Origin of the sequence: Gloeocapsa sp. PCC 7428, from assembly GCF_000317555.1 — a bacterium.
In the GTDB taxonomy this organism is placed as follows: Bacteria; Cyanobacteriota; Cyanobacteriia; order Cyanobacteriales; family Chroococcidiopsidaceae; genus Chroogloeocystis.
In genome coordinates this window covers 181,872-204,281 of the sequence record NC_019745.1, presented here as the reverse complement: position 1 = coordinate 204,281, position 22,410 = coordinate 181,872, and the positions used below count along the sequence as shown (strand labels likewise).

At 42.6% G+C, this 22,410-nt stretch carries 24 protein-coding genes and 2 pseudogenes; 12 read left to right on the top strand and 14 right to left on the bottom strand.

Translation table 11 applies throughout. The features are described 5' to 3' along the window. Positions 1-37: 37 nt before the first annotated feature. The 3 genes from GLO7428_RS00900 to GLO7428_RS27580 form a co-directional block, all read right to left on the bottom strand. Entirely contained in the window at positions 38-820 is a 783-nt protein-coding gene (locus GLO7428_RS00900) for a class I SAM-dependent methyltransferase (protein ID WP_015186668.1), read from the bottom strand. Positions 821-1,389: 569 nt separating this feature from the next. Then, entirely contained in the window at positions 1,390-2,193 is an 804-nt protein-coding gene (locus tag GLO7428_RS26395) for an MFS transporter (RefSeq protein WP_255348376.1), read from the bottom strand. Between the two features lie 17 nt (positions 2,194-2,210). Continuing rightward, a complete protein-coding gene (locus GLO7428_RS27580) occupies positions 2,211-2,498 on the bottom strand; it encodes a hypothetical protein (protein WP_015186667.1) in 288 nt (95 codons plus the stop codon). 110 nt (positions 2,499-2,608) lie between these two features. Between GLO7428_RS27580 and GLO7428_RS00885 the strand changes: the two genes are divergently transcribed. Further along, complete coding sequence (locus GLO7428_RS00885) at positions 2,609-2,824, top strand: hypothetical protein (protein WP_015186666.1); 216 nt, start codon at positions 2,609-2,611, stop codon at positions 2,822-2,824. Further along, positions 2,821-3,105, top strand: a pseudogene (locus GLO7428_RS28750) (type II toxin-antitoxin system YafQ family toxin). The gene GLO7428_RS00885 and the pseudogene GLO7428_RS28750 overlap by 4 nt, the downstream one beginning before the upstream one ends. 88 nt (positions 3,106-3,193) lie before the next feature. On the opposite strand, the gene GLO7428_RS00880 reads toward GLO7428_RS28750, so the two are convergent. Continuing rightward, positions 3,194-4,162 (bottom strand): ABC transporter substrate-binding protein, encoded by a 969-nt coding sequence (locus GLO7428_RS00880; protein WP_015186665.1) that lies wholly within the window; start codon positions 4,160-4,162, stop codon positions 3,194-3,196. 289 nt (positions 4,163-4,451) lie between these two features. On the opposite strand from GLO7428_RS00880, the gene GLO7428_RS00875 reads away from it, so the two are divergent. The 3 genes from GLO7428_RS00875 to GLO7428_RS29620 are packed head-to-tail and all read left to right on the top strand — an operon-like array spanning position 4,452 to position 5,014. Continuing rightward, positions 4,452-4,754 carry a nucleotidyltransferase family protein gene (locus GLO7428_RS00875; RefSeq protein WP_015186664.1) on the top strand — a complete coding sequence of 101 codons (303 nt, stop codon included), beginning with the start codon at positions 4,452-4,454 and terminating at the stop codon, positions 4,752-4,754. Continuing rightward, a complete protein-coding gene (locus GLO7428_RS28745; protein WP_231295530.1) occupies positions 4,741-4,959 on the top strand; it encodes a DUF86 domain-containing protein in 219 nt (72 codons plus the stop codon). Before GLO7428_RS00875 ends, GLO7428_RS28745 begins: the two co-directional genes overlap by 14 nt. Position 4,960: 1 nt before the next feature. Then, positions 4,961-5,014: a hypothetical protein gene (locus GLO7428_RS29620; RefSeq protein ID WP_339366836.1), complete on the top strand. Its 54-nt coding sequence runs from the start codon at positions 4,961-4,963 to the stop codon at positions 5,012-5,014. 127 nt (positions 5,015-5,141) lie between these two features. Here the strand turns inward: GLO7428_RS29620 and GLO7428_RS00865 are convergent, their stop codons facing one another. The 4 genes from GLO7428_RS00865 to groES all read right to left on the bottom strand — a co-directional run bounded on the left by GLO7428_RS00865 (position 5,142) and on the right by groES (position 11,060). Beyond that, positions 5,142-7,628 (bottom strand): TonB-dependent siderophore receptor, encoded by a 2,487-nt coding sequence (locus GLO7428_RS00865; RefSeq protein WP_015186663.1) that lies wholly within the window; start codon positions 7,626-7,628, stop codon positions 5,142-5,144. 218 nt (positions 7,629-7,846) lie between these two features. Further along, positions 7,847-8,851, bottom strand: a complete 1,005-nt coding sequence (locus GLO7428_RS00860) for a helix-turn-helix transcriptional regulator (protein ID WP_015186662.1) — start codon at positions 8,849-8,851, stop codon at positions 7,847-7,849. Between the two features lie 211 nt (positions 8,852-9,062). Next, the gene (groL, locus tag GLO7428_RS00855; protein ID WP_015186661.1) at positions 9,063-10,703 is read right to left on the bottom strand and encodes a chaperonin GroEL; all 1,641 of its coding nucleotides are present in this window, start codon (positions 10,701-10,703) and stop codon (positions 9,063-9,065) included. A gap of 45 nt (positions 10,704-10,748) precedes the next feature. Then, positions 10,749-11,060 carry a co-chaperone GroES gene (gene groES, locus GLO7428_RS00850; RefSeq protein ID WP_015186660.1) on the bottom strand — a complete coding sequence of 104 codons (312 nt, stop codon included), beginning with the start codon at positions 11,058-11,060 and terminating at the stop codon, positions 10,749-10,751. Between the two features lie 267 nt (positions 11,061-11,327). Here groES and GLO7428_RS00845 point away from each other — a divergent pair, with 267 nt between their 5' ends. Beyond that, positions 11,328-12,800: a sulfatase gene (locus GLO7428_RS00845; RefSeq protein WP_015186659.1), complete on the top strand. Its 1,473-nt coding sequence runs from the start codon at positions 11,328-11,330 to the stop codon at positions 12,798-12,800. A gap of 45 nt (positions 12,801-12,845) precedes the next feature. Here GLO7428_RS00845 and GLO7428_RS00840 read toward each other — a convergent pair whose 3' ends face one another. Beyond that, entirely contained in the window at positions 12,846-13,562 is a 717-nt protein-coding gene (locus GLO7428_RS00840) for a hypothetical protein (RefSeq protein ID WP_196797432.1), read from the bottom strand. Between the two features lie 58 nt (positions 13,563-13,620). Beyond that, positions 13,621-14,700 (bottom strand): magnesium-protoporphyrin IX monomethyl ester (oxidative) cyclase, encoded by a 1,080-nt coding sequence (gene acsF / locus GLO7428_RS00835; protein WP_015186657.1) that lies wholly within the window; start codon positions 14,698-14,700, stop codon positions 13,621-13,623. 299 nt (positions 14,701-14,999) lie between these two features. On the opposite strand from acsF, the gene GLO7428_RS00830 reads away from it, so the two are divergent. After that, positions 15,000-15,506 (top strand): NINE protein, encoded by a 507-nt coding sequence (locus GLO7428_RS00830; RefSeq protein ID WP_015186656.1) that lies wholly within the window; start codon positions 15,000-15,002, stop codon positions 15,504-15,506. Positions 15,507-15,609: 103 nt separating this feature from the next. Here GLO7428_RS00830 and GLO7428_RS28740 read toward each other — a convergent pair. Further along, a pseudogene (locus GLO7428_RS28740) lies at positions 15,610-16,062 on the bottom strand (DUF2996 domain-containing protein); the annotation flags it as partial. Between the two features lie 275 nt (positions 16,063-16,337). On the opposite strand from GLO7428_RS28740, the gene GLO7428_RS28220 reads away from it, so the two are divergent. Beyond that, positions 16,338-16,484, top strand: coding sequence for a hypothetical protein (locus GLO7428_RS28220; protein ID WP_196797431.1), 147 nt, complete (start codon positions 16,338-16,340; stop codon positions 16,482-16,484). 105 nt (positions 16,485-16,589) lie between these two features. Here GLO7428_RS28220 and GLO7428_RS00820 read toward each other — a convergent pair whose 3' ends face one another. Together GLO7428_RS00820 and thrC are read right to left on the bottom strand one after the other, a co-directional pair. Beyond that, positions 16,590-16,865 carry a MoaD/ThiS family protein gene (locus tag GLO7428_RS00820; protein WP_015186654.1) on the bottom strand — a complete coding sequence of 92 codons (276 nt, stop codon included), beginning with the start codon at positions 16,863-16,865 and terminating at the stop codon, positions 16,590-16,592. An 81-nt stretch (positions 16,866-16,946) separates the two neighbouring features. Beyond that, positions 16,947-18,245 carry a threonine synthase gene (gene thrC / locus GLO7428_RS00815; protein ID WP_015186653.1) on the bottom strand — a complete coding sequence of 433 codons (1,299 nt, stop codon included), beginning with the start codon at positions 18,243-18,245 and terminating at the stop codon, positions 16,947-16,949. 302 nt (positions 18,246-18,547) lie between these two features. On the opposite strand from thrC, the gene GLO7428_RS00810 reads away from it, so the two are divergent. From GLO7428_RS00810 to GLO7428_RS27570, 4 genes are all read left to right on the top strand, one after another. Then, entirely contained in the window at positions 18,548-20,488 is a 1,941-nt protein-coding gene (locus tag GLO7428_RS00810; RefSeq protein WP_015186652.1) for a primary-amine oxidase, read from the top strand. A gap of 62 nt (positions 20,489-20,550) precedes the next feature. Next, positions 20,551-20,727, top strand: coding sequence for a hypothetical protein (locus GLO7428_RS28215; RefSeq protein WP_196797430.1), 177 nt, complete (start codon positions 20,551-20,553; stop codon positions 20,725-20,727). 51 nt (positions 20,728-20,778) lie between these two features. Beyond that, positions 20,779-21,156 carry an ABC transporter permease gene (locus tag GLO7428_RS28210; protein ID WP_071882334.1) on the top strand — a complete coding sequence of 126 codons (378 nt, stop codon included), beginning with the start codon at positions 20,779-20,781 and terminating at the stop codon, positions 21,154-21,156. A gap of 124 nt (positions 21,157-21,280) precedes the next feature. Beyond that, a complete protein-coding gene (locus GLO7428_RS27570) occupies positions 21,281-21,454 on the top strand; it encodes a hypothetical protein (RefSeq protein ID WP_155823541.1) in 174 nt (57 codons plus the stop codon). On the opposite strand, the gene GLO7428_RS00800 is transcribed toward GLO7428_RS27570, so the two are convergent. Beyond that, on the bottom strand, positions 21,451-22,338 hold the full coding sequence (locus tag GLO7428_RS00800; RefSeq protein ID WP_015186651.1) for an ATP adenylyltransferase: 888 nt from the start codon (positions 22,336-22,338) through the stop codon (positions 21,451-21,453). The two genes, GLO7428_RS27570 and GLO7428_RS00800, sit on opposite strands and share 4 nt — an antisense overlap. Positions 22,339-22,410 lie beyond the last annotated feature (72 nt).

Sequence of the window (22,410 nt, the reverse complement as noted above, 5' to 3'; positions counted from 1 at the left end):
AAATTGCGTATTAATTTTGTCAACTCAGAATACTAAGTTAGTGTGCTTTAGGTTCTGCTAGATATACACTAGTACAATAACTTAGAGAAACTATTCCTTGTTGATTGCAATTATGATAATATAATTGTTCTAAATCCTCAATAAGTTGCTGTTTTACAAACTCTTCATTAGGTAGATAAGAAGTACTGAAAGCCCGACCAATCAACCCAGACAAATCTAATTCTTGCTTGTAGGCAAATTCGTACTCTTGAATATTAATAAAATACGGATTTTTAAACATAGGTTCTACCGATTTAAGACGTTTCTCTGCTGGGTGATTGTTAGAAGCTTCGTGTATCAAACGGCTATATTCTGATGTAAATGCGTCTTGGCATTGATAACTATTCCATGCAAGCGCTAATCGTCCTGATGGTTTTAAAATGCGGTGAAATTCTTGCAAACTAGGCTCAGGATTGAACCAATGAAACGCTTGAAAGCAAGTAACTAAATCAACTGAATGATTTAGTAAATTAGTATTCTCAGCAGTTCCTTCACGAAATTCTACTAGCCGGTGAGACTCTGCCATTTGTCGCATTGCAGCATTTGGTTCAATTGCAATTACTTGCACTTCCCGTTGGGCTAATAACCGTGAGGAAATACCCGTTCCCGCACCGATATCTGCTACTAGCACTTGTGATGGATCTAATTCTTCTAGAATAGTGTCGATAGCTTCAGATGGGTAACTGGGGCGATATTTTGCATAATCTACGGCTTTATCCGAAAAGCGTATTAGCGGATTTAAAGTATATAGCTGTGTGGTATCAGAATTAGATTCGCTCATGGCTGATTGTAGGGAAGCGCAGCATATTCTTTTTTGGATTTTATCGCACTTTTCAAAATATAAACGCTTCTTCGGCTTGCGTAGGGCTAGGTTAGGAAACGCAGGAAAGAGATAGTGAGAAACTTGTATAAATAATTTAGGATTTAATCGTGCTGGTTCCAATTAACAACTACCTATGAGCCATTATCAATATTATTAAACCACCGTGTCATGATTTGGCAAAATATCTTCTATATTCCTCAATACTGAAACTGCATAACTAGCTATGCAGATTAGCACCACAACGAACGAGAAAAGCGCGAATTGTAGCGCCATACCACTACCTTGTTTAGTACCAAATATGTTCCCTAAAAACGGTGCGAGTGTTCCTCCAGTAAGCATTGCAGGTTCAAATAAATAATCTGCAAGTGAACCTGAAATTAATAGCCCAAGTGGTGATACAATTCATAGTAAAAATGAACTTGCAGCAAACACTCGTCCTTGTATTTTTTGTGGGACTTTTGAAAGCCAAATTGCATCTTCACAACTATTAGCTGTAGGTTTAAGTAGTCCAGTACAGAAAAATGCCGTTATCCAAATTGTCGTGCAGCAGCTAAACCTAACAACATTTCAAAACTAAAAATAATTCCTCTACCCCACAATACACCGCGAATTCGCCGCAGGGGTCCTCCCCAAATCCCTAATGCAATCGCACCCACAAGCCCGCCTAACCCTAATGCGGAAGAAACACTACCCAAAATCGCGGTGTTATTATTAGTACGCGCCAAAACAACAGGCTCAAGTAGTGTCGCGTTATCAAAAAAGATAAAACTTAGTGTGAATAATTGTAGAACAGCTAGGCTAGGGTGTTGTAAGAGATATCGAAACCCAAACGTTAATTGTTGCCACGATCGCACTTGTGTCGCTTGTTGCATCTCATCTTGATACGCAGGTTGAGGAATATGCACAACCATGAGTGTAGCAACGGCAATGATGAATGTTATGACATCCAGAATTAAAATCCCAGCAAGCCCGACAAACGGATACAGGAAACCTGCCAAAGCAGGTGCAAACACACCCGAACCAAAGCCTTGAATTGAACCCAGCGCCCTAATTCGTACATAATATTGCTGAGGAACGATCAATGCTTGTGAGGTAGAAAGAGCAAGCCTCTGAATGTAGCCAAAGAGTCCGGCAATAGCACTGATGAGATAAAGATGCCAAATTGCGAGATTATTGCTTAATAATAAAATCAAAATTGCAATTGATGAAAGTCCTGCGATCGCATCTCCTAAAATCATTAACCATTGGCGATTGAAGCGGTCAACTAAGATACCTGCAAAGATTGAAACTACTAAAATTGGAACTTCGGTGAAAAAAGCAAGTAAAGAAATGGGGGTTGCTTCATTTGTCAGTTGCCAAATCCAATACCCGCTAAAGTCATCAAAGCTAAGACTCCAGGTAAAATAACCCAGTGATAGATTTTGTTTGAAACAGCGGCGGCTACACGCAAATCGTCTACTTGATATTCACTAGCAGCGGTTTCAATTATTGCCATTAAGCGATCGCTTTGCAGATACTCCGCAGCAAGAATGACCTTGATGCGATTGTCCGGTGGCGTAAAGCGCAAAGTTTGGGCTGTGTAAGGATCGAGGTTAAAAGATGCAAATAACTGTTCCAAAAACTCAGGTTCTAACATAGTTTGCCTCGCAATGTTGTGTTTCCTCTTTTAAGATCAAATTAGGATGACTAGATAAGAGTGGTTATATTTATTGCAGTAAGTTAGAGAAAAAGGCTAAAGAAGTAGATATGGTAGAAGCTTCCAGGTTCAAGCAGGTTTTAGAGAGTGTTGAATTACTATCAATGGATGAGCAAGAGGTACTCGTTGAAATAATTCGTCATCGGCTGGTAGAGCGACGGCGAGATGAAATTGCTGCTAACATTGCTCAAGCTCAAGAAGAATATCGAACAGGCAATGTGTTTCGTAGAACTGTAGATCAGATTTTGGATGAGTTGCGCCAATGAAAACGCTGGTTTTATCGTCGTCATTTAGGCGGGCATTCAAGCGATTGATACGACGACAACCAGAATTATAAGCGCGAATCGAAGAGCGTCTACTGCTTTTGGCATCTGATCCATTTGACCCATTGTTGCAGACTCATAAGCTCAAAGGCAAATTGTCTGGAGCTTGGGCTTGTTCAGTAGAGTACGATTGTCGCATTGTGTTTAATTTTGTTGAGAATTCAGAATCAGGGGAAGAAGAAATTCTGTTGATTGACGTAGGGAGTCATGATGAGGTGTATTAGCTGTCAACTACAATCGCTACCAACTCTATCTAATACATACTGAGCATAGGCTATCGTTTTTCTAGTAAGCTAAATTGCAATGTCTGTGTCATTGAATGTTTTCCTTAACTAAATACTTAAAAAGATCGTCCAAAATTCGATTCGCACCTCCAATGTTGCGCTGAGCAACCCAAATGTCATAACTTACTATGTAGACTTCGCCGCGTTGGACAACATCTAGCTTCGACCACAACGGATGCTGTTGTAACTGTGACAAAGTTGATGATTCAGGATCAGGGTTAACTACAAACATCACATCAGCATCAAGTAAGTTGAGCATTTCCAGCGAAATCATCTGTGAAAAACCATTGTGGCGTTGTGCAGCCGGTCGTTGTAAGCCTGTTTCGGCAATCACTGCACCCATAAAAGAATTTTTGAGATAGATAGCTGCTGGCTGACCTGCGTTGTAGTTATAAGATGTGGTAATTGATACTTCAGTTTGTGTGAGGCGATTTCCCATACGACGTTGAAACTCTTGTACGCGCTGTTGATAAGCTTTGATAAGTTGCTCAGCTTGTTGAGTTTTATTCAAAGCTTGAGCATAGAGTCTCAAATCTTCTTTCCATGCTGGATCTTCAGATGGAGCAATCACAGTTGGTGCAATTTGCGAAAGCTTGTCATAAATTTTTTCGTCCCATCGATTGCCCAGAATCAAATCAGGTTTTAAAAGGGCAATTTTTTCAAGATTAGGGTGCAAATCGCCACCGATGTTTTCAATTCCCTTTATTTGTGATTCTGGAAGTGAAAGGTACTCAAATCCTGGAGAACCGATAGGTTTAACTCCGAGTGCTAAAACAGCATCTAGGGGATTGGTATCAAGTACAATAATTCTTTGTGGATTAGCAGGAACACAAGCTTCGCCCATCCAATGTTTAATCACTCGACATTCTGAAGTTGCCGAGTGTAAATTGGGAGTATCAGTGTGATTCTGAGGGAAACACGCAGCGATTAAAATAAAAAAGAGAATGAACAAAAAGCGTTGATAGCTCTGAACAAATAAGGATAGTTTTAATGCCATAGCAATTTATTGTAATGATCAATGAAATACCTGATAGCTCTAATATGGTTAACTAGTTTTTGAGAAGACGTAATAGCTTTTTAAACTAATAAATACTTATTCATGTAGCTTTGCTAATATTTATTTATTGAAGTTTATAAAATTGATGTAAATTATAAAAACATAGAGACTAAAATAGTGATTAATAACTAGACGAAACGGTTATTATTAATATTAAAAAGTCTATATTAGTGTAGGAGTGACATTGCGTTAATAGAAAAAAACGAAAAAAAGCTAAGAGGTCGGAATTATGAAAACATTACCAATTGATCTACCAAAGGCTGAAATATATCAGTTGTGTCAGCAGCACTGTATTCGTAAACTAGCTTTATTTGGTTCGGTTCTGTGTGATGATTTTACTAAAGATAGTGACATAGATGTGTTAGTAGAGTTTGAAGTAGGAAAAATACCTGGGTTAGCAATTGTGAGGATGGAAGATGAGTTAAGTCATTTGTTAGGGCGAGTGGTAGATTTAAGAACACCAGCAGATTTAAGTTGTTATTTTCGCGATCGCGTTTTACAAGAGGCAATGATCGTTTATGAGCAGGATTGACGATCTAACTCGTCTTAAACATATTCGAGATGCAGCAGTTACAGCAATTAATTTTGTTAAAGATCGCGATCGCGAAGATTTAGATAGTAACCAAATTTTGTCTTTAGCACTAGTGCGATTGATCGAAATTATAGGAGAAGCTGCCAATAAAGTCTCTTCCTCGTCAAAACACGTATTATCAAATTCCTTGGCGCGAGATTATTGATATGAGAAATCGAGTTATTCATGCTTATTTTGACGTTGACATGAGTATTATTTGACAGGTAGTTAAAGAAGAACTACCCAAACTGATTGAAGAAGTTAATCAAGCTATTCAAGATTTAGAATAGAGAATTTTATTAATTATTAACTACTTTTTATGAGGTCTTAGCAACATATTCAACATTATTAAAATTGCCAAGAAACTGAACCCAGTAAAGTTAATGGTTCTCCAGGGAAGACACGCAAATCGCCTTCAGCTGTCTCAAAATAGCGAATATCAAACAAATTTCTGACATTGAGCGCGACGCGGAATTGTCCTCGGTTATAGAATAGCGCTGCATCGGTACGAAAATAACTCGGTAAACTAAATGAGTTGTCTAAGTCTCCTTCACGTTCGCTAACGTAAAATAATCCTAAACCAAAGCCTAATCCTTGTAGTGAACCTTGCTGAATTTCATAAGTTGTCCAAATATTAAAAGCGTGATTCGGTACATTATTAATTTGATTACCAACTTCATAGGTGTTATCTTCAGTAATTTCTGCGTTGGTGTAGGCATAACCTGCAATGATATTCCATCCTGGTACGATTTCGCCAGTGATGTCAAACTCGATTCCTTGGCTTTGCTGTTCGCCTACTTGGATAGAGAAATCTGGATCAACTGGATCTGCGGTCAGAATATTAGCACGAGTAATGTTGAAATATGCTAGTGTTGCCGCAATGCGATCGCTCAACTCTACTTTTGTTCCAACTTCATATTGAGTTCCGCGTTCCGGTTCAAACAGCCTATTATCTAACCCTGAACCCGTAACTTGCTTGAATGAGCGGCTGTAACTGGCATAAAGTGAAATCGGTTGAATTGGTTGATAGACGATACCGACGCGGGGGCTAAAAGCATCGTCGCTTTGCGAACCAGTAAGTTCGCCTTCTTCTTTTGTTCTTTGCTCAACCCAATCAAAACGTCCACCTAATAGCAATTTCAAATTATCAAACAATGTGATTTGATCTTGAACGTAAATGCCGTATTGATCGGTGTTTAATCCTGAAAGTGGGTACTCAGCAATAACTTCTCCCACATTGCTAGGGCTGTAGACAGGGTTAAAAATGTCAATGGGGCTGAGGCTGCGTTCTATAAAACGACTTGTAGTATTTGATGTGTACAAATCAAAGCCAATTAACAGCTGATGGTCGATGCTTCCGGTATTGAAATTACCAGTCATATCGGCGTTTAGGACATAAGTGTTTACATCTTGTTGATCGGCAATGATTAAACTACGCTCTAAGGTGCGATCGTCTTCTTGCAGAAAACTGGGGTTAACTGAATTTTGTGGCTGTCTCAACAATGAAACGCGAAAATTATTACGAATTTGCCAATTTTCATTTAAGCGATGCTCTAAACTGTATCCTAATCGTGTGGTACGAGGACTGACATAATCAATTGATGGTTCTCCCAGAAAGCGGCTAATTGGAAGTTCGCCATTGGGGTTAGGTAAAACAGTTCCCCTTGCTGGTAAGCCGCGATCGTTCGGTTGCTCGAAATAGTTATACTCAGCTTCTAAAGTCAAATCAGTATTATCGTCGAGGCGTAGCGAAATTGTTGGTGCAAATCCGTAGCGTTCGATCTCAAAGAAATCAACGAATGTATCAGTTCGATATCCGTAAGTGTTGAAACGATAGAGAACGTTATTTGCTGCATCTAATGGACCTGATAAGTCAATTAAACCACTGTACGTATCAAAACTGCCTACGCTGGCTTCGACGTTATAAAAAGGCGTACTTAAGGGTTGCTTAGTAACGATATTAACCGTTCCACCAGGTCCACCTTGACTAAATAAAACCGCAGCAGGTCCTTTAAGGACTTCCACACGCTCAATGTTTCCTACTCCAACTTGCGCACCTGCATTGCCGTCTTGTAGACCATTTGTAACAATATTGAAGCTATCAAAGCCGCCAAAACCTCGAATTCGGGGAACTTCAAATACAGATCGAGGAGATTGTTCCGCTTGCACGCCCGCTACGTTTCTTAATGCATCGTTGAGTCGCTGTACCTGTTGCTCGCGCAAAACTTGCTGTGGAACAATTTGAATTGAAAAGGGAATATCACGAGTTAGGGTATTGGTTCGTGTTCCGGTTGCTGTCTCTGGTATAAGATACCCGTCTTGTTCTCCTGTAACGACAATTTCAATCGTCTCATCTTCAGAAGCCGCTTGCGGTGCAATACTTAATAATAGTCCTTGGGCTACGGCGTTCACCTGTGCGGTTGGCGGTGCATCAACTCCAGTAATGGTGACTCGCACATTTTCACCAGGTAAGTTAGTGACGCTAACCGATGCAATTCCTTCAGTAGGATCTATCGATTGAAACTCTCCGTTTGGCAGTGTCAATACCGCATTTGGAATATCTGCAATAAATGCATTGTCAACAACGCGCGTTACAGGTGCTGTAAGTTGATTGTTGGTTTCTAAAATAACTTCAAATCCTGCATCTGTAGGATTGAGTTGCACTCCAGTAATTTGGACTACAGCTTGTGCAATCGCCTTTTGCCATTCCTCTAGTGTAGCCGCGCTTTGCGCTATTTCACTGCGCCGCAAAATCGGCGATTCTTCCGCCCATCCAGGTTGTGTTACAAATGCGGTGACTACTGTTGCTAAAATCAACTGCTGTTGTCGTATCATATCCCCACATCAAACCTCGGCTTAGCTGCAAGTGCTTGCCAAGAATCAACAATTGCTAAGACTTCTCAGAAAGATGATTTAGAGAATACGCGGTTTGGGCAGTTGTTTTCTCTTCAAAACGGACTTTTTTCTCTTCACGGCGGACTTTTTTGAGGCGTGAGTAATTAGTGGTTCGACAACACAATTACCAATTACCCATTACCAGTTACCAATAATGATTAAATACGACTTGCTAACTGATAAGCTTTCGGACTTGTACCAAATTTACGGCGAAATGCAGCATTAAAAGCTGTGGGACTTGCGTAACCTACCGCAGCAGCGATCGCACTAATAGATCGTTGTTCAAGTAACAGTTGCCGTGCCTTTTCCATCCGGTAATGATGTAAGTAACCAAAAACTGTTGTATTGAAAACTTGACGAAATCCCTGTTTGAGTTTGCGGTCGTTCAACCCGACTTGACGTGCTAAATTTAGTAATGTCGGTGGATTATCGATTTGTTGAATCAAAATTTTCTTTGCTTCGTGAATGCGGTCAACATCATCTGATTGCAATCGGATTTTTGATGTAATTCTAGAATTACTTTGTACTTGGTTAATATATAGCACCAGGAGTTCAACAGACTTGCTTTCGAGATACATCTGTTTCAGCACTCCCTGGTAAGGACAATGGAGAATTTGCTCTAAAGCAAGTTGCATAGCAGGTGTAATTGTGTCAAATGCAGACATAAGCGAGCGATCGCTGCTTTCTACCATCTGTCGCAAGTCAAGCGGCAAAATATCTAAGGAATTACCCAAGATAGACTCAAACACCGCAGATTCAAGATGAATATCAACCGCCAGTTTAGGTTGTTTCGCCAATTCCTGACAGTAAAAACCTCCCACGCAACCATGTGCAACTAGATAATGTTGTCCGCTAGTAACATAATCACCTTGCCAATATCTGCTGGTTGAGGAAAGATTAAAAACAAACTCCAATTCTCGATAAGGCTCACCTGTCGCTTCAGATTGGGTGCTAATAACTGTCAAATCATCATGAAATCGATAATTGTGCAGCGTTAGAATAATACCATTACGCAACTCAATATTACGTTTATAGCCTTGCCCAAGTTGCTGCGGATACTCAATAATCTGATCGCACTCATCCATTGAATCAGCACAATAAGCACGCTCCCAACTCTCTTCCCATAGTTCATCCCAACTTGCTTCTGAGAGTGCGATCGCCATCTTTTTCAACCACGATGTCAGTAATATGCTTTAGTTACTATAGTTTTTCTGAGAATTAGTGTCAATAGTGTATTAAATTGTTGATAAGCGATCGCCCTCCTCATTTTTCCTCTGCGTTCTCTGCGCCTCTGTGGTTCGTAAAAAAAACAGCCACCTCCACTAGGAAGCAGCTGCTATAAAAAGGGCAGAATACCTGCCCGCAATCTAATAATTAGTAATCGAAGTCTCCGCCGCCCATACCAGCGCCAGCGCCAGCCGCAGCATTATCCTTTGGTTCTGGCTTATCAACTACGATACACTCAGTAGTCAACACCATACCAGCGATCGATGCAGCGTTTTGTAATGCCGAACGAGTGACTTTAGCAGGGTCAACAATACCAGCTTCAAACATATCAACAAACTCATTGGTTGCAGCGTTGAAGCCAACATTGAAATCTTTTTCCTTAACGCGCTCAGCAATCACAGCACCATTTTGACCAGCATTTTCTGCAATCCGCTTGAGTGGCGCAGCCAAAGCGCGAGAAACAATCATCGCACCAATCAACTCTTCATCCTTGAGGCTACCAGTAGCCCAAGATTCTAGATCGGGAGACAAGTGCGCTAGAGTTGTACCACCACCAGGAACAATACCTTCTTCCACAGCCGCTTTTGTCGCGTTGATGGCGTCTTCGAGGCGTAGCTTGCGATCTTTCATTTCGGTTTCGGTAGCCGCACCAACTTTAACAACAGCAACCCCACCAGCAAGTTTAGCTAAACGCTCTTGTAGTTTCTCTTTGTCGTAAGAAGACTCGGTTTCTTCCATTTGACGGCGGATTTGGTCGCAACGAGTTTTGACAGCTTGCTCGTTACCTTCCGCAACGATTGTGGTGTTGTCTTTAGTAATTGTGACACGGCGAGCTTTACCGAGCATATCGAGCTTGGTATTTTCTAGCTTCAAACCAGCGTCTTCGGTAATCACTTGACCGCCTGTGAGAACGGCAATATCTTCAAGCATTGACTTACGGCGATCGCCAAAACCAGGAGCTTTTACCGCAGCTACATTTAATACACCACGCAAGCGGTTAACGACGAGAGTTGCTAGCGCTTCTTTTTCGATGTCCTCTGCAATAATGATCAGCGGACGACCGGAACGGGCAACTTGCTCTAGCACAGGTACTAAATCTTGTACCAATGTGATCTTTTTATCGGTAAGCAGTAGGAAAGGCTCATCAAAGATTGCTTCCATCCGCTCAGGATCGGTAGCGAAGTAAGGCGAGATATAGCCTTTGTCAAAGCGCATCCCTTCGGTAATTTCGAGTTCAGTCGTCATTGACTTTCCTTCTTCGAGGGAAATTACGCCTTCTTTACCGACTTTGTCCATTGCGTCGGCGATCATCTGACCGACTTCTTCGTCGTTACCAGCGCTGATTGAACCTACTTGCGCGATCGCTTTCGAGTCTTCTACTGGACGTGCGTGTTCAGCAATTTTGTCTACTAAAAAGTTGGTGGCTTTATCGATACCGCGCTTCAGAGAGATCGCATTCGCACCTGCTGCAACGTTGCGTAAGCCTTCTTTCACCATTGCATGAGCTAAAACGGTAGCAGTTGTTGTACCGTCACCAGCAGCATCGTTGGTTTTAGAAGCGGCTTGGCGAATTAGCGAAACACCAGTATTTTCAACGTGGTCTTCTAATTCAATTTCTTTAGCAATTGTTACGCCGTCGTTGACAATTTGTGGTGCGCCAAACTTCTTCTCTAGCACCACGTTGCGTCCTTTGGGACCTAGGGTAACAGCGACAGATTCAGCTAAAATATCCATACCCTTTTCCAGGGCACGACGAGCGTTTTCGTTGTAGATAATGCGCTTTGCCATAGTTATCTATTTTGGTAATTGGTAATTGGTCAGTGGTAATTGGTATTAGCTAACTACTGCAAGAATGTCTTTTTCAGACAACAGCACATATTCTTCAGTACCAAGTTTGATATCTGTACCTGCGTACTTTGAGTAAAGTACTTTGTCGCCGACTTTGATTTCCATCTCCTGGCGCGAACCATCGTCGCTGCGTCTACCAGGACCAATCGCGACAACTTCACCAACTTGAGGCTTTTCTTTGGCGGTGTCGGGTAAATATAATCCGCCTGCTGTCTTTTCTTCAGATGCGCTGACTTTAACAAACACGCGGTCAGCTAAAGGCTTAACTGTAGAAACACTTAGAGATACTGCTGCCATACAAAATTTTCCGCTTTTAGCACTCTCAACTCCTGAGTGCTAATTTAGCGAACAGTGGGTGCGATCGCAACAAAATCGGAGGTACGGTTTCCCGAACTTCTGAGTACGAATCAATTCTTTTCTATTGATATACTGAACTCGGTTAAAGTCGTATTGACTACAGTGAAAGTTAGGTTAGGCAGTGGCATATCCTGTTAATGAAATCCGTAAGTTGCTCAATAAACAGACAAGTCAGGATAGATCTTCGTTAAAGAACGAACTTAGTTTATGCAGCAAGCCAAAATCCTCACTAAAATCTCCCGCCGCAGCTTTCTAAATTATTCTGTAGCAACTGCTTTAGCGACTACTTTGGGTGAATTGACTTTTTTACAAGTAGGACATTCAAGTTCTCGACCGAATATTCTATTAATTACAGCTGACGATCTTGGACAAACGTTGAGTTGTTATGGTGACAAAGTAGCACGAACACCTCATATCGATCGTCTTGCTAGTGAAGGTATTCTGTTTCTGAATAGTTATGTTACTCAAGCTTCGTGTAGTCCCTCACGTAGTAGCTTGTTTACAGGGCTTTATCCGCATCAAACAGGTGGTACATCAAATGAACCAGTTGGGCAAATTGGGCTAGCGTATAGCAATAGCGGCTACTCTATGGCTACCAGCGTAGTGACTCTTCCACAACTGCTCAAAGCCCAAGGGTATCGTACAGGAATTATTGGCAAGCTACACGTCTACCCAGAAACTTCATTTCCTTTTGATGTCAACGTATTACCAAAAGCACTTAATACGCGTGATGTTCAATTAGTAGCACAACACGCAAGCGAGTTTTTCGCGCAACAACACGAACAGCCATTTTTTTTGATGATTAGCTATAACGATCCTCATACGCCTTTTGAGGCTCAATTTAATAACTATCCTCAGCAACCTTATAAATCTACAGAAGTTCCGCCATTTGCTTGGCAAGGTGTTGATACTCCAGCGATGCGCGAGCGAACAGCAGGATATTACAATGGTGTAGCGCGTTTAGATGCAGGAATTGGGCTACTCCTCGATCAGCTAGCGCAACAAGGACTAGATCAGAATACTTTAGTCATCTTTCTTGGCGATCACGGTCCAGGTTTTTTCCGTGCGAAAGGTAGCTGTTATGAAGCTGGTTTGAGAATTCCGCTAATTATGCGCTGGTTTGGTAGAATTTTGCCGAATCAAGCCGAACAGGCATTTGTATCTAATATTGATATTTTCCCAACCATACTACAAGCTGCTGGTTTAAAAACACCGAAAGTTTCAGGGCGATCGCTGTTTCCTTTGTTTCAGCAAAATTTAGTCGGGTGGCGTCATTTTATCTTTGCAGAATATACCAGCCACACTAGAAAAGACTTTTATCCACGGCGGAGTATTCGCGGTAAGCGCTATAAATTGATTCTTAATCTCTTACCAGAGCGTCAAAATCCTTACATCAACGTTGATGATGATTCTGCTTTTGTTGAATCGCGGCAACTCCTGCTAAGCAACTCAGCCCGACGCGCTATGGACACTTGCTTTAGACCACCTGCTGAGGAGCTATACGATCTGCAAAACGATCCATACGAGTTTAACAACCTAGCTGGCAAAGTAGGGTATCAAAACATACAAAAACTTTTACGAAATGAACTTCTCAACTGGCGTCAGCAAACCGCAGATCCGCTACTCGACCCCGCAGTGTTAGCAGCTATGGTAAAAGCACATTATGGTCGAAAGAAGTGAGAGGTAGAACCCTGATCCCCGACTTCTGATCCCTGACTCCTCCAATTACGGCATCCATTCTAAAATAATTCCGACGCGGCTATCTTTGCTTTGGCGGGAATTTTGTTTTTGGATATCAGTAGAAACACGTAAGCTTTTTGTGATAGCGTAACTTATGGATAACGTTGTTAATCCGACTTCTGTATCTGTACCTGGAGCTACCCAACTTTGAGTAAGCGAAATATCTGCTGCACCATTGCGCGAAAAAACTAAAAGAAGTCGCGCACCGAGATTAACTCCATCAAGTGAGTAAGCGTCGATTTCTAAATGACGATAGCCTAAAACTGGTGCAACATTGATGTAGCTACCCAAAGGACGCATGTAATAGCGCAAATCTGCTCCATAGGTTGTGCGATCGCGATTAAAAGCCGTGTGATATTCACCACTTACTGTGAAACGAGTGTTACCAATAAAAACGTCTTCAACTCCGAGCGTAATTCCTGTGGCTTGTGGCGATGGAAACAAAGCATAACCTAAGCGTAGACGCGTGCGAAAACTAGGGTCGCGCGTAATTTCTTCTAAAATGTTTGGTACTTGCTCGCGCCAGCGTTGTAAAACTGGGCTATCTTCAATGTCTGAACTCAAATCTAAATCGGATACACGCGGAGAGGGAGAAACTTGTGGTTGACTGTGGGCGGGAGTCGAAAATATTTGCAGGTAGAAAAGAAAGCTAAAGATTATGAATAAGCGATCGCGCATTTCTTGGCGTCTGTAACTGTTCATAAAAAAAAGTGGCTCTGCGCTTTGCAGAACCACCGCAGCGGAGCAAAACTTAGAAATCTTAACGCACCGCGCCGTGTTGTGTCGCTGCATCAATTGGCTTAATCAGATATAAACATAAGAATTGCCAACCATTTGCAACGTATAGCGGTAGCTTTTGGAAAAATTGTAAGAATTTGGGCGTGTTGGAATTGACGATCGCACTTAGCTTCTCATTATTCTTGATACAAGTATCAAGTCGGCGATAAAAATCTGGATGTGCGACGTTTAAAGTAATTGGGAAGACGCGCCCTGCGGTTTCGTTGGTTTTCTCAATGACGTAGATATCGTAATCTCGCGCGTTTAAACCGATCGATTGATAAAATCCTGCACGTTGGATGTCGTTGAGATACATCGTCGCAAACACCGACAGCAAGAAGAAGCGACACCATAACCGTGCTTTCCAATCATTCAAAATCTGCGGTTGCGATCGCATCAGTGCATCAAAGAAATCGCCATGACGGTTTTCGTCTTGACACCAGTTTTCAAAGAAGCGGAAGATTGGATAGATGCGGTTTTCTGGATGTGCAGCTAGATGGCGATAGATTGTGATGTAGCGCCAGTAACCAATTTTTTCGGATAAATACGTCGCGTAGAAGATAAACTTCGGCTTGAAGAACGTATACTTACGACTCTTCGTTAAAAAGCCCAAATCGAGCGACAAATTAAAGTCTGATAGCGCTTTATTTAAGAAACCTGCATGACGTGCTTCATCGCGCGACATCAAGGCAAATGACTCAGCAAGGAGAGGGTTTTTGTCTTTGAGACGACGGCTGAGTTCTTTGTACAACAGAAAGCCGGAAAACTCTGCGGTGCAAGAACGCTCCAAAAATTCGACAAATAAGCGACGAGTTTCACCGTCGATATGCTCCCAAGATTGCTCAAACTCCGCGTCTCGGACGAAGTGATGGCGATTGTAGTCGGTACGAAACTCTTCTAAAAGCGCTTGGAGTTCCTCTTCGTTCACCGAGAGATCCATCCGCGCCATCTCATCGAAATCTGTTGTATAAAATCGCGGCGTCAGCAGGGTTTCCTTTGCGGGTATTTTCACCCCTGGGCGCATTTCTTCAAATTCTGCTGGTTTTTTAAGCGAATCAACCATAATTTTTATTTGCCCTATTCTGCTGTGGTTTTGTGCCTGGGGCAGTTGAGTTAATGACTGAATAACAATTGATAAAGCTTAGTCTACCAAGGCTTAGGGGTAGGAAAAACACTTATTTAGTTAAGAGTTGCAACACGCTGTCAATTTTTTTAACAAATTTGCGATCGCTTACTGTAGTGCTATTCGCAACACGCAAGCCATACCAGAAGTTAAAAGTTAAAGCTAAGGTAATAAAAAGAGAGTATGCAACTTATTTAACTCACGCAACTTTTTGTCTCAACCTAATATTCTTTCCACCTATGAAAACTGGAGATTCCCAACTACCAGCAAAGCCCCCAAATAAAGTGAGTAGTGCTTATCTACTGTGGCTCGGCTGTCTGCTACAGCTAAATGGACTGCACCGCATTTATAACGGCAAAATCGTCACAGGATTAATCTGGCTAGGTACTTTTGGTTTATTTGGTGTCGGGCAAGTCATTGACTTATTTTTGATTCCCCGCATGGTTGATGACTACAATATAAAGCTCAGAGCAAAAATGGGTTTATCTCCGTATGGTGTGCCGTTAGCTCAACCTGCATTTGTGACAAATGTGATTAAACCATCCCGCGAGCAGTTGATGGTGCGACTCGTGCGTGCAGCGGCAAAACGAGGTGGTAAGATATCGGTAACGCAGGGCGTAATGGATACTGGGGCTAGCTTTATCGAAGTAGAATCAACGCTTAAAGAAATGCTAAAAACAGGTTATGTCGGAATCGATAACGACCCCGACACTGGTGTCATTGTTTACACGTTTTTAGAAATGTAGTTATAACAGCAATTAGCTGTTAGCAGTTAGCTTTTAGCCAGACTTCATAATTTAAGCTAAGGGCATATTGCACTTGCAATCCTATAATTAGCTAACTGTTTTATTAATTTCGTGATAACCACTTTTGACCATTTAAGCGCTGCATCACACCAAATACCATTAAATCAAGCGTTATTCGGCGCTCATCAATCAAGAAAGGCTCAATTGCGCTGGGCTTAGAACCTTCGTAGCAAGAAAACGCGCGTTGTCCTTGGATACTTTCTTCGGGAAAATAGATATTAAACTGTCGTCGTCCGTCTAGCCAAGAACCTTTCACTTGCCAGCATTCGTCGGTTATCCCTGCAACGTTGATCTTCTCTTTAGCAAACTTAAGATCTAAGTCTTGAACGCCTTCTTTTGCAAGTGCTTTTTGCAAGGCTGGAAGGTAATCTTGCTGCATGAATTCGGTAAAAGGTTTGTCTTCTACAGCGGGGGCTTTCTCTTTTTTTGCTTTAGCAGCGGGTTTATCGCCAGCAGCTTTAGCAGCGGCGGGAGCTTTTTTTGCAGCTGGCTCAGCTTCGGGAGATTCTTCTGATGCCTTGTCTGCTGATTTCGCTTTAGCAGCATTTGGATTGACTTCAGGATTTGCTGCTTGCGGATCAGGAGCATTTGCAGAAGGGATGTCTGTTGTTTCAGGTTCATCCGTGCTGTGAAGATGCTCTGAAACGACGCTAGGCGCTTGTTCTTCTACGGTACTAGGGGGAGCTTCCTTTCCCGCCGTTTTTCCTTCAGGGGCTTCAGCAACGTTAGGTTTTTCTTCTCCATTCGTCGCTGGAGTTTGTTCATCTGCCATTGCTCAGGTTTATCCTTTGTCTAGCTTTAAGCGCGATCGCTTCGCTTCACGCACGCTTGATTTACTACTTTAAATATTGCCACAGAATCGCCGCAATCAAGTTCATTGGTGCAATTAGTGCAGGCGATCGCATTATTAAACCGTAGCGAAAACTCAGTTGCGTTCATCTACTAAGTAATTTAACAGCAAAAAAGAGCCACTACAGATGGCGCGGCTCTATAACAAAGGTTTATTCTTGATTACTTACTGATTTAGCCACCCGCAACGGCTGGAACAATACTCACTTCATCGCCTTCTTTGAGTGGTGTCTCGGTTCCATCTAAAAAGCGGATATCTTCGCTGTTAACGTACAAATTTAAAAAGCGCCGTGGTTGTCCTTGTTCGTCACAAAGCCGTGATTTGATACCAGGACAGCTTTGTTCTAATGATTCGATTAATTCGGCGATGTTGCTACCGTCGCATTCGAGCGTAGCCTGATTGTTTGTGAATTTCTGTAATGGTGTGGGAATTAATACTTTAACAGCCATGGTTGATTTGCAAGTTGAGAGTTAGTGAAGGCGCATGATCACAGCGCCTTGATCGAAAGCTATAGTTGACGCGAGTAATACTTATACCAAAACTTGTTGCCAGTCGAGACGCTCTAAAGTGCGCGATCGCTCTAATGCTCGTTCAAAACTATCAAGCTTCGCTTCAATCGTCAACGGTTCGCCGATGTAGCCTTGTACGGCTTCTTGGGTTTTGAGTCCGTTTCCAGTAATGTAGGCGACTGTGGTTTCGTCAGGATCGATCTTACCCGCTTCGACTAATTTTTTAAGAACTGCGATCGTTGTTCCACCTGCGGTTTCGGTGAAGATGCCTTCGGTTTCGGCGAGGAGCTTGATGCCTTCAATAATCTCAGGATCGGTGACGGATGCAATATTACCGTTGGTTTTGCGGGCAATTTCTAGTGCATAGATACCATCAGCAGGATTTCCGATCGCAATTGATTTGGCAATTGTATTTGGTTTAACAGGTTTAACAAAATCGCGTCCTTCTTTGTAGGCTTGCGCTATGGGGGAACAACCTTCAGCTTGCGCACCGCTGAACCGTACGCTTTTATCTTCGACTAAGCCAACTTGAATAAACTCTTGAAATCCTTTGTAAATCTTGGTGAATAAAGAACCCGATGCTAAAGGCGCAACGATGTGATCGGGTAATTGCCAGCCGAGTTGTTCCGCAACTTCGTAACCCAGCGTTTTGGAACCTTCGGAGTAATACGGACGTAAATTGATATTGACAAATCCCCAACCATATGTATTAGCAACTTCACAACACAAGCGGTTTACTTGGTCGTAGTTACCTTGCACTGCCATTACGGTAGGGCTGTAGATTAATGTACCTAAAACTTTACCGGCTTCGAGATCAGCGGGAATGAAGACGCAACAATCTAATCCAGCATGGGCGGCGATCGCTGCGGTTGAATTTGCTAAATTTCCGGTACTCGCACACGATACGGTTGAAAAACCAAGTTCGCGGGCGCGGGATAAGGCGACAGATACCACCCGATCTTTGAAACTGAGGGTGGGCATATTAACGGCATCATTTTTGATGTAGAGCTTTTTCAATCCCAGGCGACGAGCTAAGCGATTTGCTTGTACGAGGGGAGTCATCCCTGTACCGACATCAATGACGTTTTCAGTTGCGACGGGTAAGAAAGAACGATAGCGCCAAATTGAGTTGGGACCTGATTGAATACTTTCGCGCGTTACGGTACGGCGGAGGGTGTTGTAATCGTAGGTGACTTCCAATGGACCAAAGCAAGCTTCACAAACATGGCTTGCTGCAAGTTCGTACTCAGCACCACATTCTTTACACTTGAGGGCTTTGAAGGTTGCCGCTGTTGGGTTGAGGGTTTTTGCCTGGGTCATGGATCGCTCTCTACTTCATTTTCCGTCAACTGTCGCCTGATAGTAGCATGGTGCTTTTTTTCGCGTCAAATATACCCGATAAAAATAGTCGGGTTTTGATGGAGGGTTATAGAAGAACGAACCACAGAGACGCAGAGGACGCAGAGGTTGAGATTGGGAGAAATCGATTTGTGAAGGGAGGTTGGTAACTTTGGCTACAAACCTGTTATGACAAGCGACGTAGTGTAGGTCAAAGTGCGATCGCTTCATTTAAAAAGCATTTTTTCTCTTTGCAATCAAGACATAGTAATAAAACAGCCACTATGACTACTGCACATCTACCAAATACCTCGACAACACCAACCACAGTTCAGCATCCACTCGATCCACTCACGCCTGAGGAAATTACAACTGCTGTCGCTACGGTTAAAGCAGAGTACAACTTGGGGAAAAAAGTCAGGTTTCCCACGGTTGTTCTGAAGGAACCGCCTAAGAGTGTTGTTCTTAACTTTCAAGAGGGTGACGATATTGAGCGTGAGGCTTTTGTTGGTATCCTGAATAATGAAGATGGGTTGACGTATGAGGCGGTTGTTTCGCTCAATACGAAAACTGTCAAGTCGTGGAAGCAGATTGCTGATGTCCAGCCGTCGATTATGCTGGATGAATTTATTGAGTGCGAAGCGGCGGTAAAAGCGAGTCCTGAATTTCAGGAAGCAATTAAAAAACGGGGAATTACCGATCCAAGTTTAGTGATGGTTGACCCGTGGTCGGCGGGTTATTATGCCATCGAAGACGAGAAGGGATTGCGACTGTCACGGGCGTTGTGTTGGGTGCGTTCGAGTCCGACGGATAACGGGTATGCGCGTCCGATTGAAGGCGTGATTCCGGTTGTTGATTTGAATAAAATGGAAGTAATTCGGGTGGAAGATTACGGGGTTGTTCCTTTACCGCCGAATCCAGGAAATTATTCAACAGAGTTTGTCAAAGATTTACGGAGTGATATTAAACCTTTAGAAATTGTGCAACCGGAAGGGACAAGTTTTGAAGTACAAGGTCACTTTATCAAGTGGCAAAAGTGGCAGTTTCGCATCGGGTTTACTCCACGAGAAGGTTTAGTTTTATACACCGTAGGTTACGAAGACCAAGGGCGCGTGCGTCCCATAATATATCGCGCATCGTTGTCAGATATGGTTGTGCCGTATGGCGATCCGCGACCGCAACATTATCGTAAAAATGCGTTTGATGTTGGGGAATATGGCGTCGGAACTTTGGCGAATTCTTTGACATTAGGTTGCGATTGCTTGGGTGAAATTCGCTACTTTGATGCGTACATGACGAATAGTCGCGGGCAAGTCGTGAAGATTGAGAATGCAATCTGTATGCACGAGGAAGATTATGGCATTCTCTGGAAGCACGTTGATTGGAGAACAGATCATACTGAAGTGCGGCGATCGCGTCGTTTAGTCGTATCGTTTATCGCAACCGTTGGTAACTATGAATACGGGTTTTTCTGGTATTTTTACCAAGATGGTACGATTCAGTACGAAGTCAAACTAACTGGTATCGTTAACACCGCTGCCGCAATGCCTGATGAAGTACCAAAGTACGGTACTCTGATCGCACCACAGTTAAACGCCCCGATTCATCAACACTTCTTTAATGTGCGTTTAGATATGTGCGTTGATGGGGAAAATAACTCGGTTTATGAAGTGAATACTCAAGCTGAACCAATGGGACCTGATAATCCTTATGGTAATGCTTTCTATGCAGAGTCTACGCTTTTAGCAACCGAGTCAGAAGCGCAACGCATCATTGATCCTTTTACAGGACGTTATTGGAAGATTGTTAATCCTGCGGTACGCAATAGCCTTGGTCAACCTGTGAGTTACAAACTCATGCCTGGTGAAAATATTTTACCGTTTGCGCATCCTGAATCAAGCGTGATTAAGCGTGCGGGATTTATGACAAAGCATTTATGGGTGACTCCATACGATCCTGATGAACTTTATGCGGCGGGTGATTATCCTAATCAGCATCCTGGGGATGCGGGACTTCCAGCGTGGACAAAGGCAAATCGGGAAATTGAGAATACGGATGTTGTGGTTTGGTACACGTTTGGACATAATCACGTGACTCGTCCTGAGGATTGGCCTGTGATGCCTGTATCTCATATCGGTTTTATGTTGAAACCTGTGGGCTTTTTTGATGCAAGTCCGGCGATTGATGTTCCTCCCTCGGCGGCGAAGCATAAGTGTTGTTCTTGAAGAGATACGAACCACAGAGGCACAGAGGGCGCAGAGGAATTGGAGAGGGAAGTTGATTTTTGATGGTTAAGTCAACGATTGAGTCGCGTAAGCTTAAGAGTTTGGCGTTTCTTTTGTTTTTGGCAACTTTTTGGTTGTTGCTGTTTTTTATTGTGCTGTTGTTGATTGTGTTGCTGTACAGTTTTTTGCAGCGGGGAACTTATGGTGGGGTTGTTTGGAGTTTTAGTTTAGAGAGTTAGCAACGGCTGGCGAGTGAACTGTATTTAGGTGTAATTTGGCGTTCGATTGGATTGGCTTTAATTACGACGGTTGCTTGTTTAATTATTGGCTATCCGTTGGCGTTTTTTATTGCTACTTGTTCGGGACGCTGGCAAAATGTTTTGGTGCTACTTGTAATTATTCCTTTTTGGACTAATTTTTTGGTGCGAACTTATGCTTGGATTGTGCTTTTGCGTCAGGAAGGGGTGATTAATGTAGTGCTACAAAACTTTCATGTTGTTGATGCACCGCTGAATTTGTTATTTACACAGTTTGCTGTAACTGTAGGGTTAATTTATGGCTATTTGCCGTTTATGATTTTGCCATTGTATGCCGCAATGGATCGTTTCAATTTTTCCTTAGTGGAAGCGGCACAAGATTTAGGTGCAAATGATATTCGCAGCTTTTAACAATGCGAGGAATTGTAGCAGGTTCGCTACTGGTTTTTATTCCGGCTGTAGGGGCGTTTGTTACTCCTGATATTTTGATATTTTGGGTGGTGCGAAAACTGTGCGCCCAACAGAACAAAGTTGTATGACTGTGCGATCGCAAAATCTCCACCTTAGCGATCTCCATAAATTCACTGCTGGCGACACCGTACAAGTTAAATTACCACCAAATAGCATCCGCATCTTAACCGAAGACGCATCTACTTATAATTCATACAATCGCCAAAATGTCAAGCAAATTCTAGCTACTCGTAACTAGCCACTCGTAACTTGCTGCAAAATCGTCATTGGACCATAAGATTTAAGAATCTGCATTTGCTCATCATTGCGGACAAACAGCGATCCGGCAAATCCTAAAGAATTAACGGATATAGACGCAAAACTTTCTTGAAGACGCGGTACAATCAGCATCCATTGACGTGTTGCCAGTAGATTATAAGCACCTGATTGCTTGTCGCTTTTAAAATCGTTTGTCTCAATTCCAACAGCATGAAGCAGGCTTTGATAGCATTCTAGCGTGGCTGTAGCAGCAGTATCAGGAGTTACCCAGTTCGGATCGAGTTGGGCGATCGCGTGAACAAACGGAAACAGCGGTGAGGTACCGATAGAATCTGTAAAATTAGCAGCAGCGATCGCATTTTCGATCGGTAGTTTGACTCCTTGAGGTGAAAGCGGTAAGGGAACAAGTTGTAAATGTTTGTGTTTTTGACTCGCGCCAGCGAGCTTCCCGCCGTTATAAAATGCTAAACCGTCAATTTCTGCTAAAGTAACGCACATTGCCTGAAAATCGCCCCAGTTAAGCCAGTTTTCCTGATCTTCAAAAGCACGAGTAATCATCAGCAAGTGATGATCGACAACATTAAATTTATTCAATAAACACAAATGCGTGTCCGAAATATCTGCAACAAATAAATCTTCCTCATATGGTAAAAACGGATTAAAATCTTTAGCAGTAGTGGTGCTTTGAGACTGCTTTGCTTCATCCTTACGTACCAAGTTTGACAACGTGCGCACAAGGAAATTAATACCGTTTTGCTCGATAAATTCGTAATCGGTAGGAATTGACTGAAGTGCCCCTGTGCGTAAAGCATACTCAGTTTGCTCGATGACCCTTGTCCACAATTTACCAGGTTGTAACACCACTGTTCTTTCTACGTTGATTCTTCATCAGGCATTGTAGATTTTTTTTGAGCCTGGAAAGAAACTTGCATCATT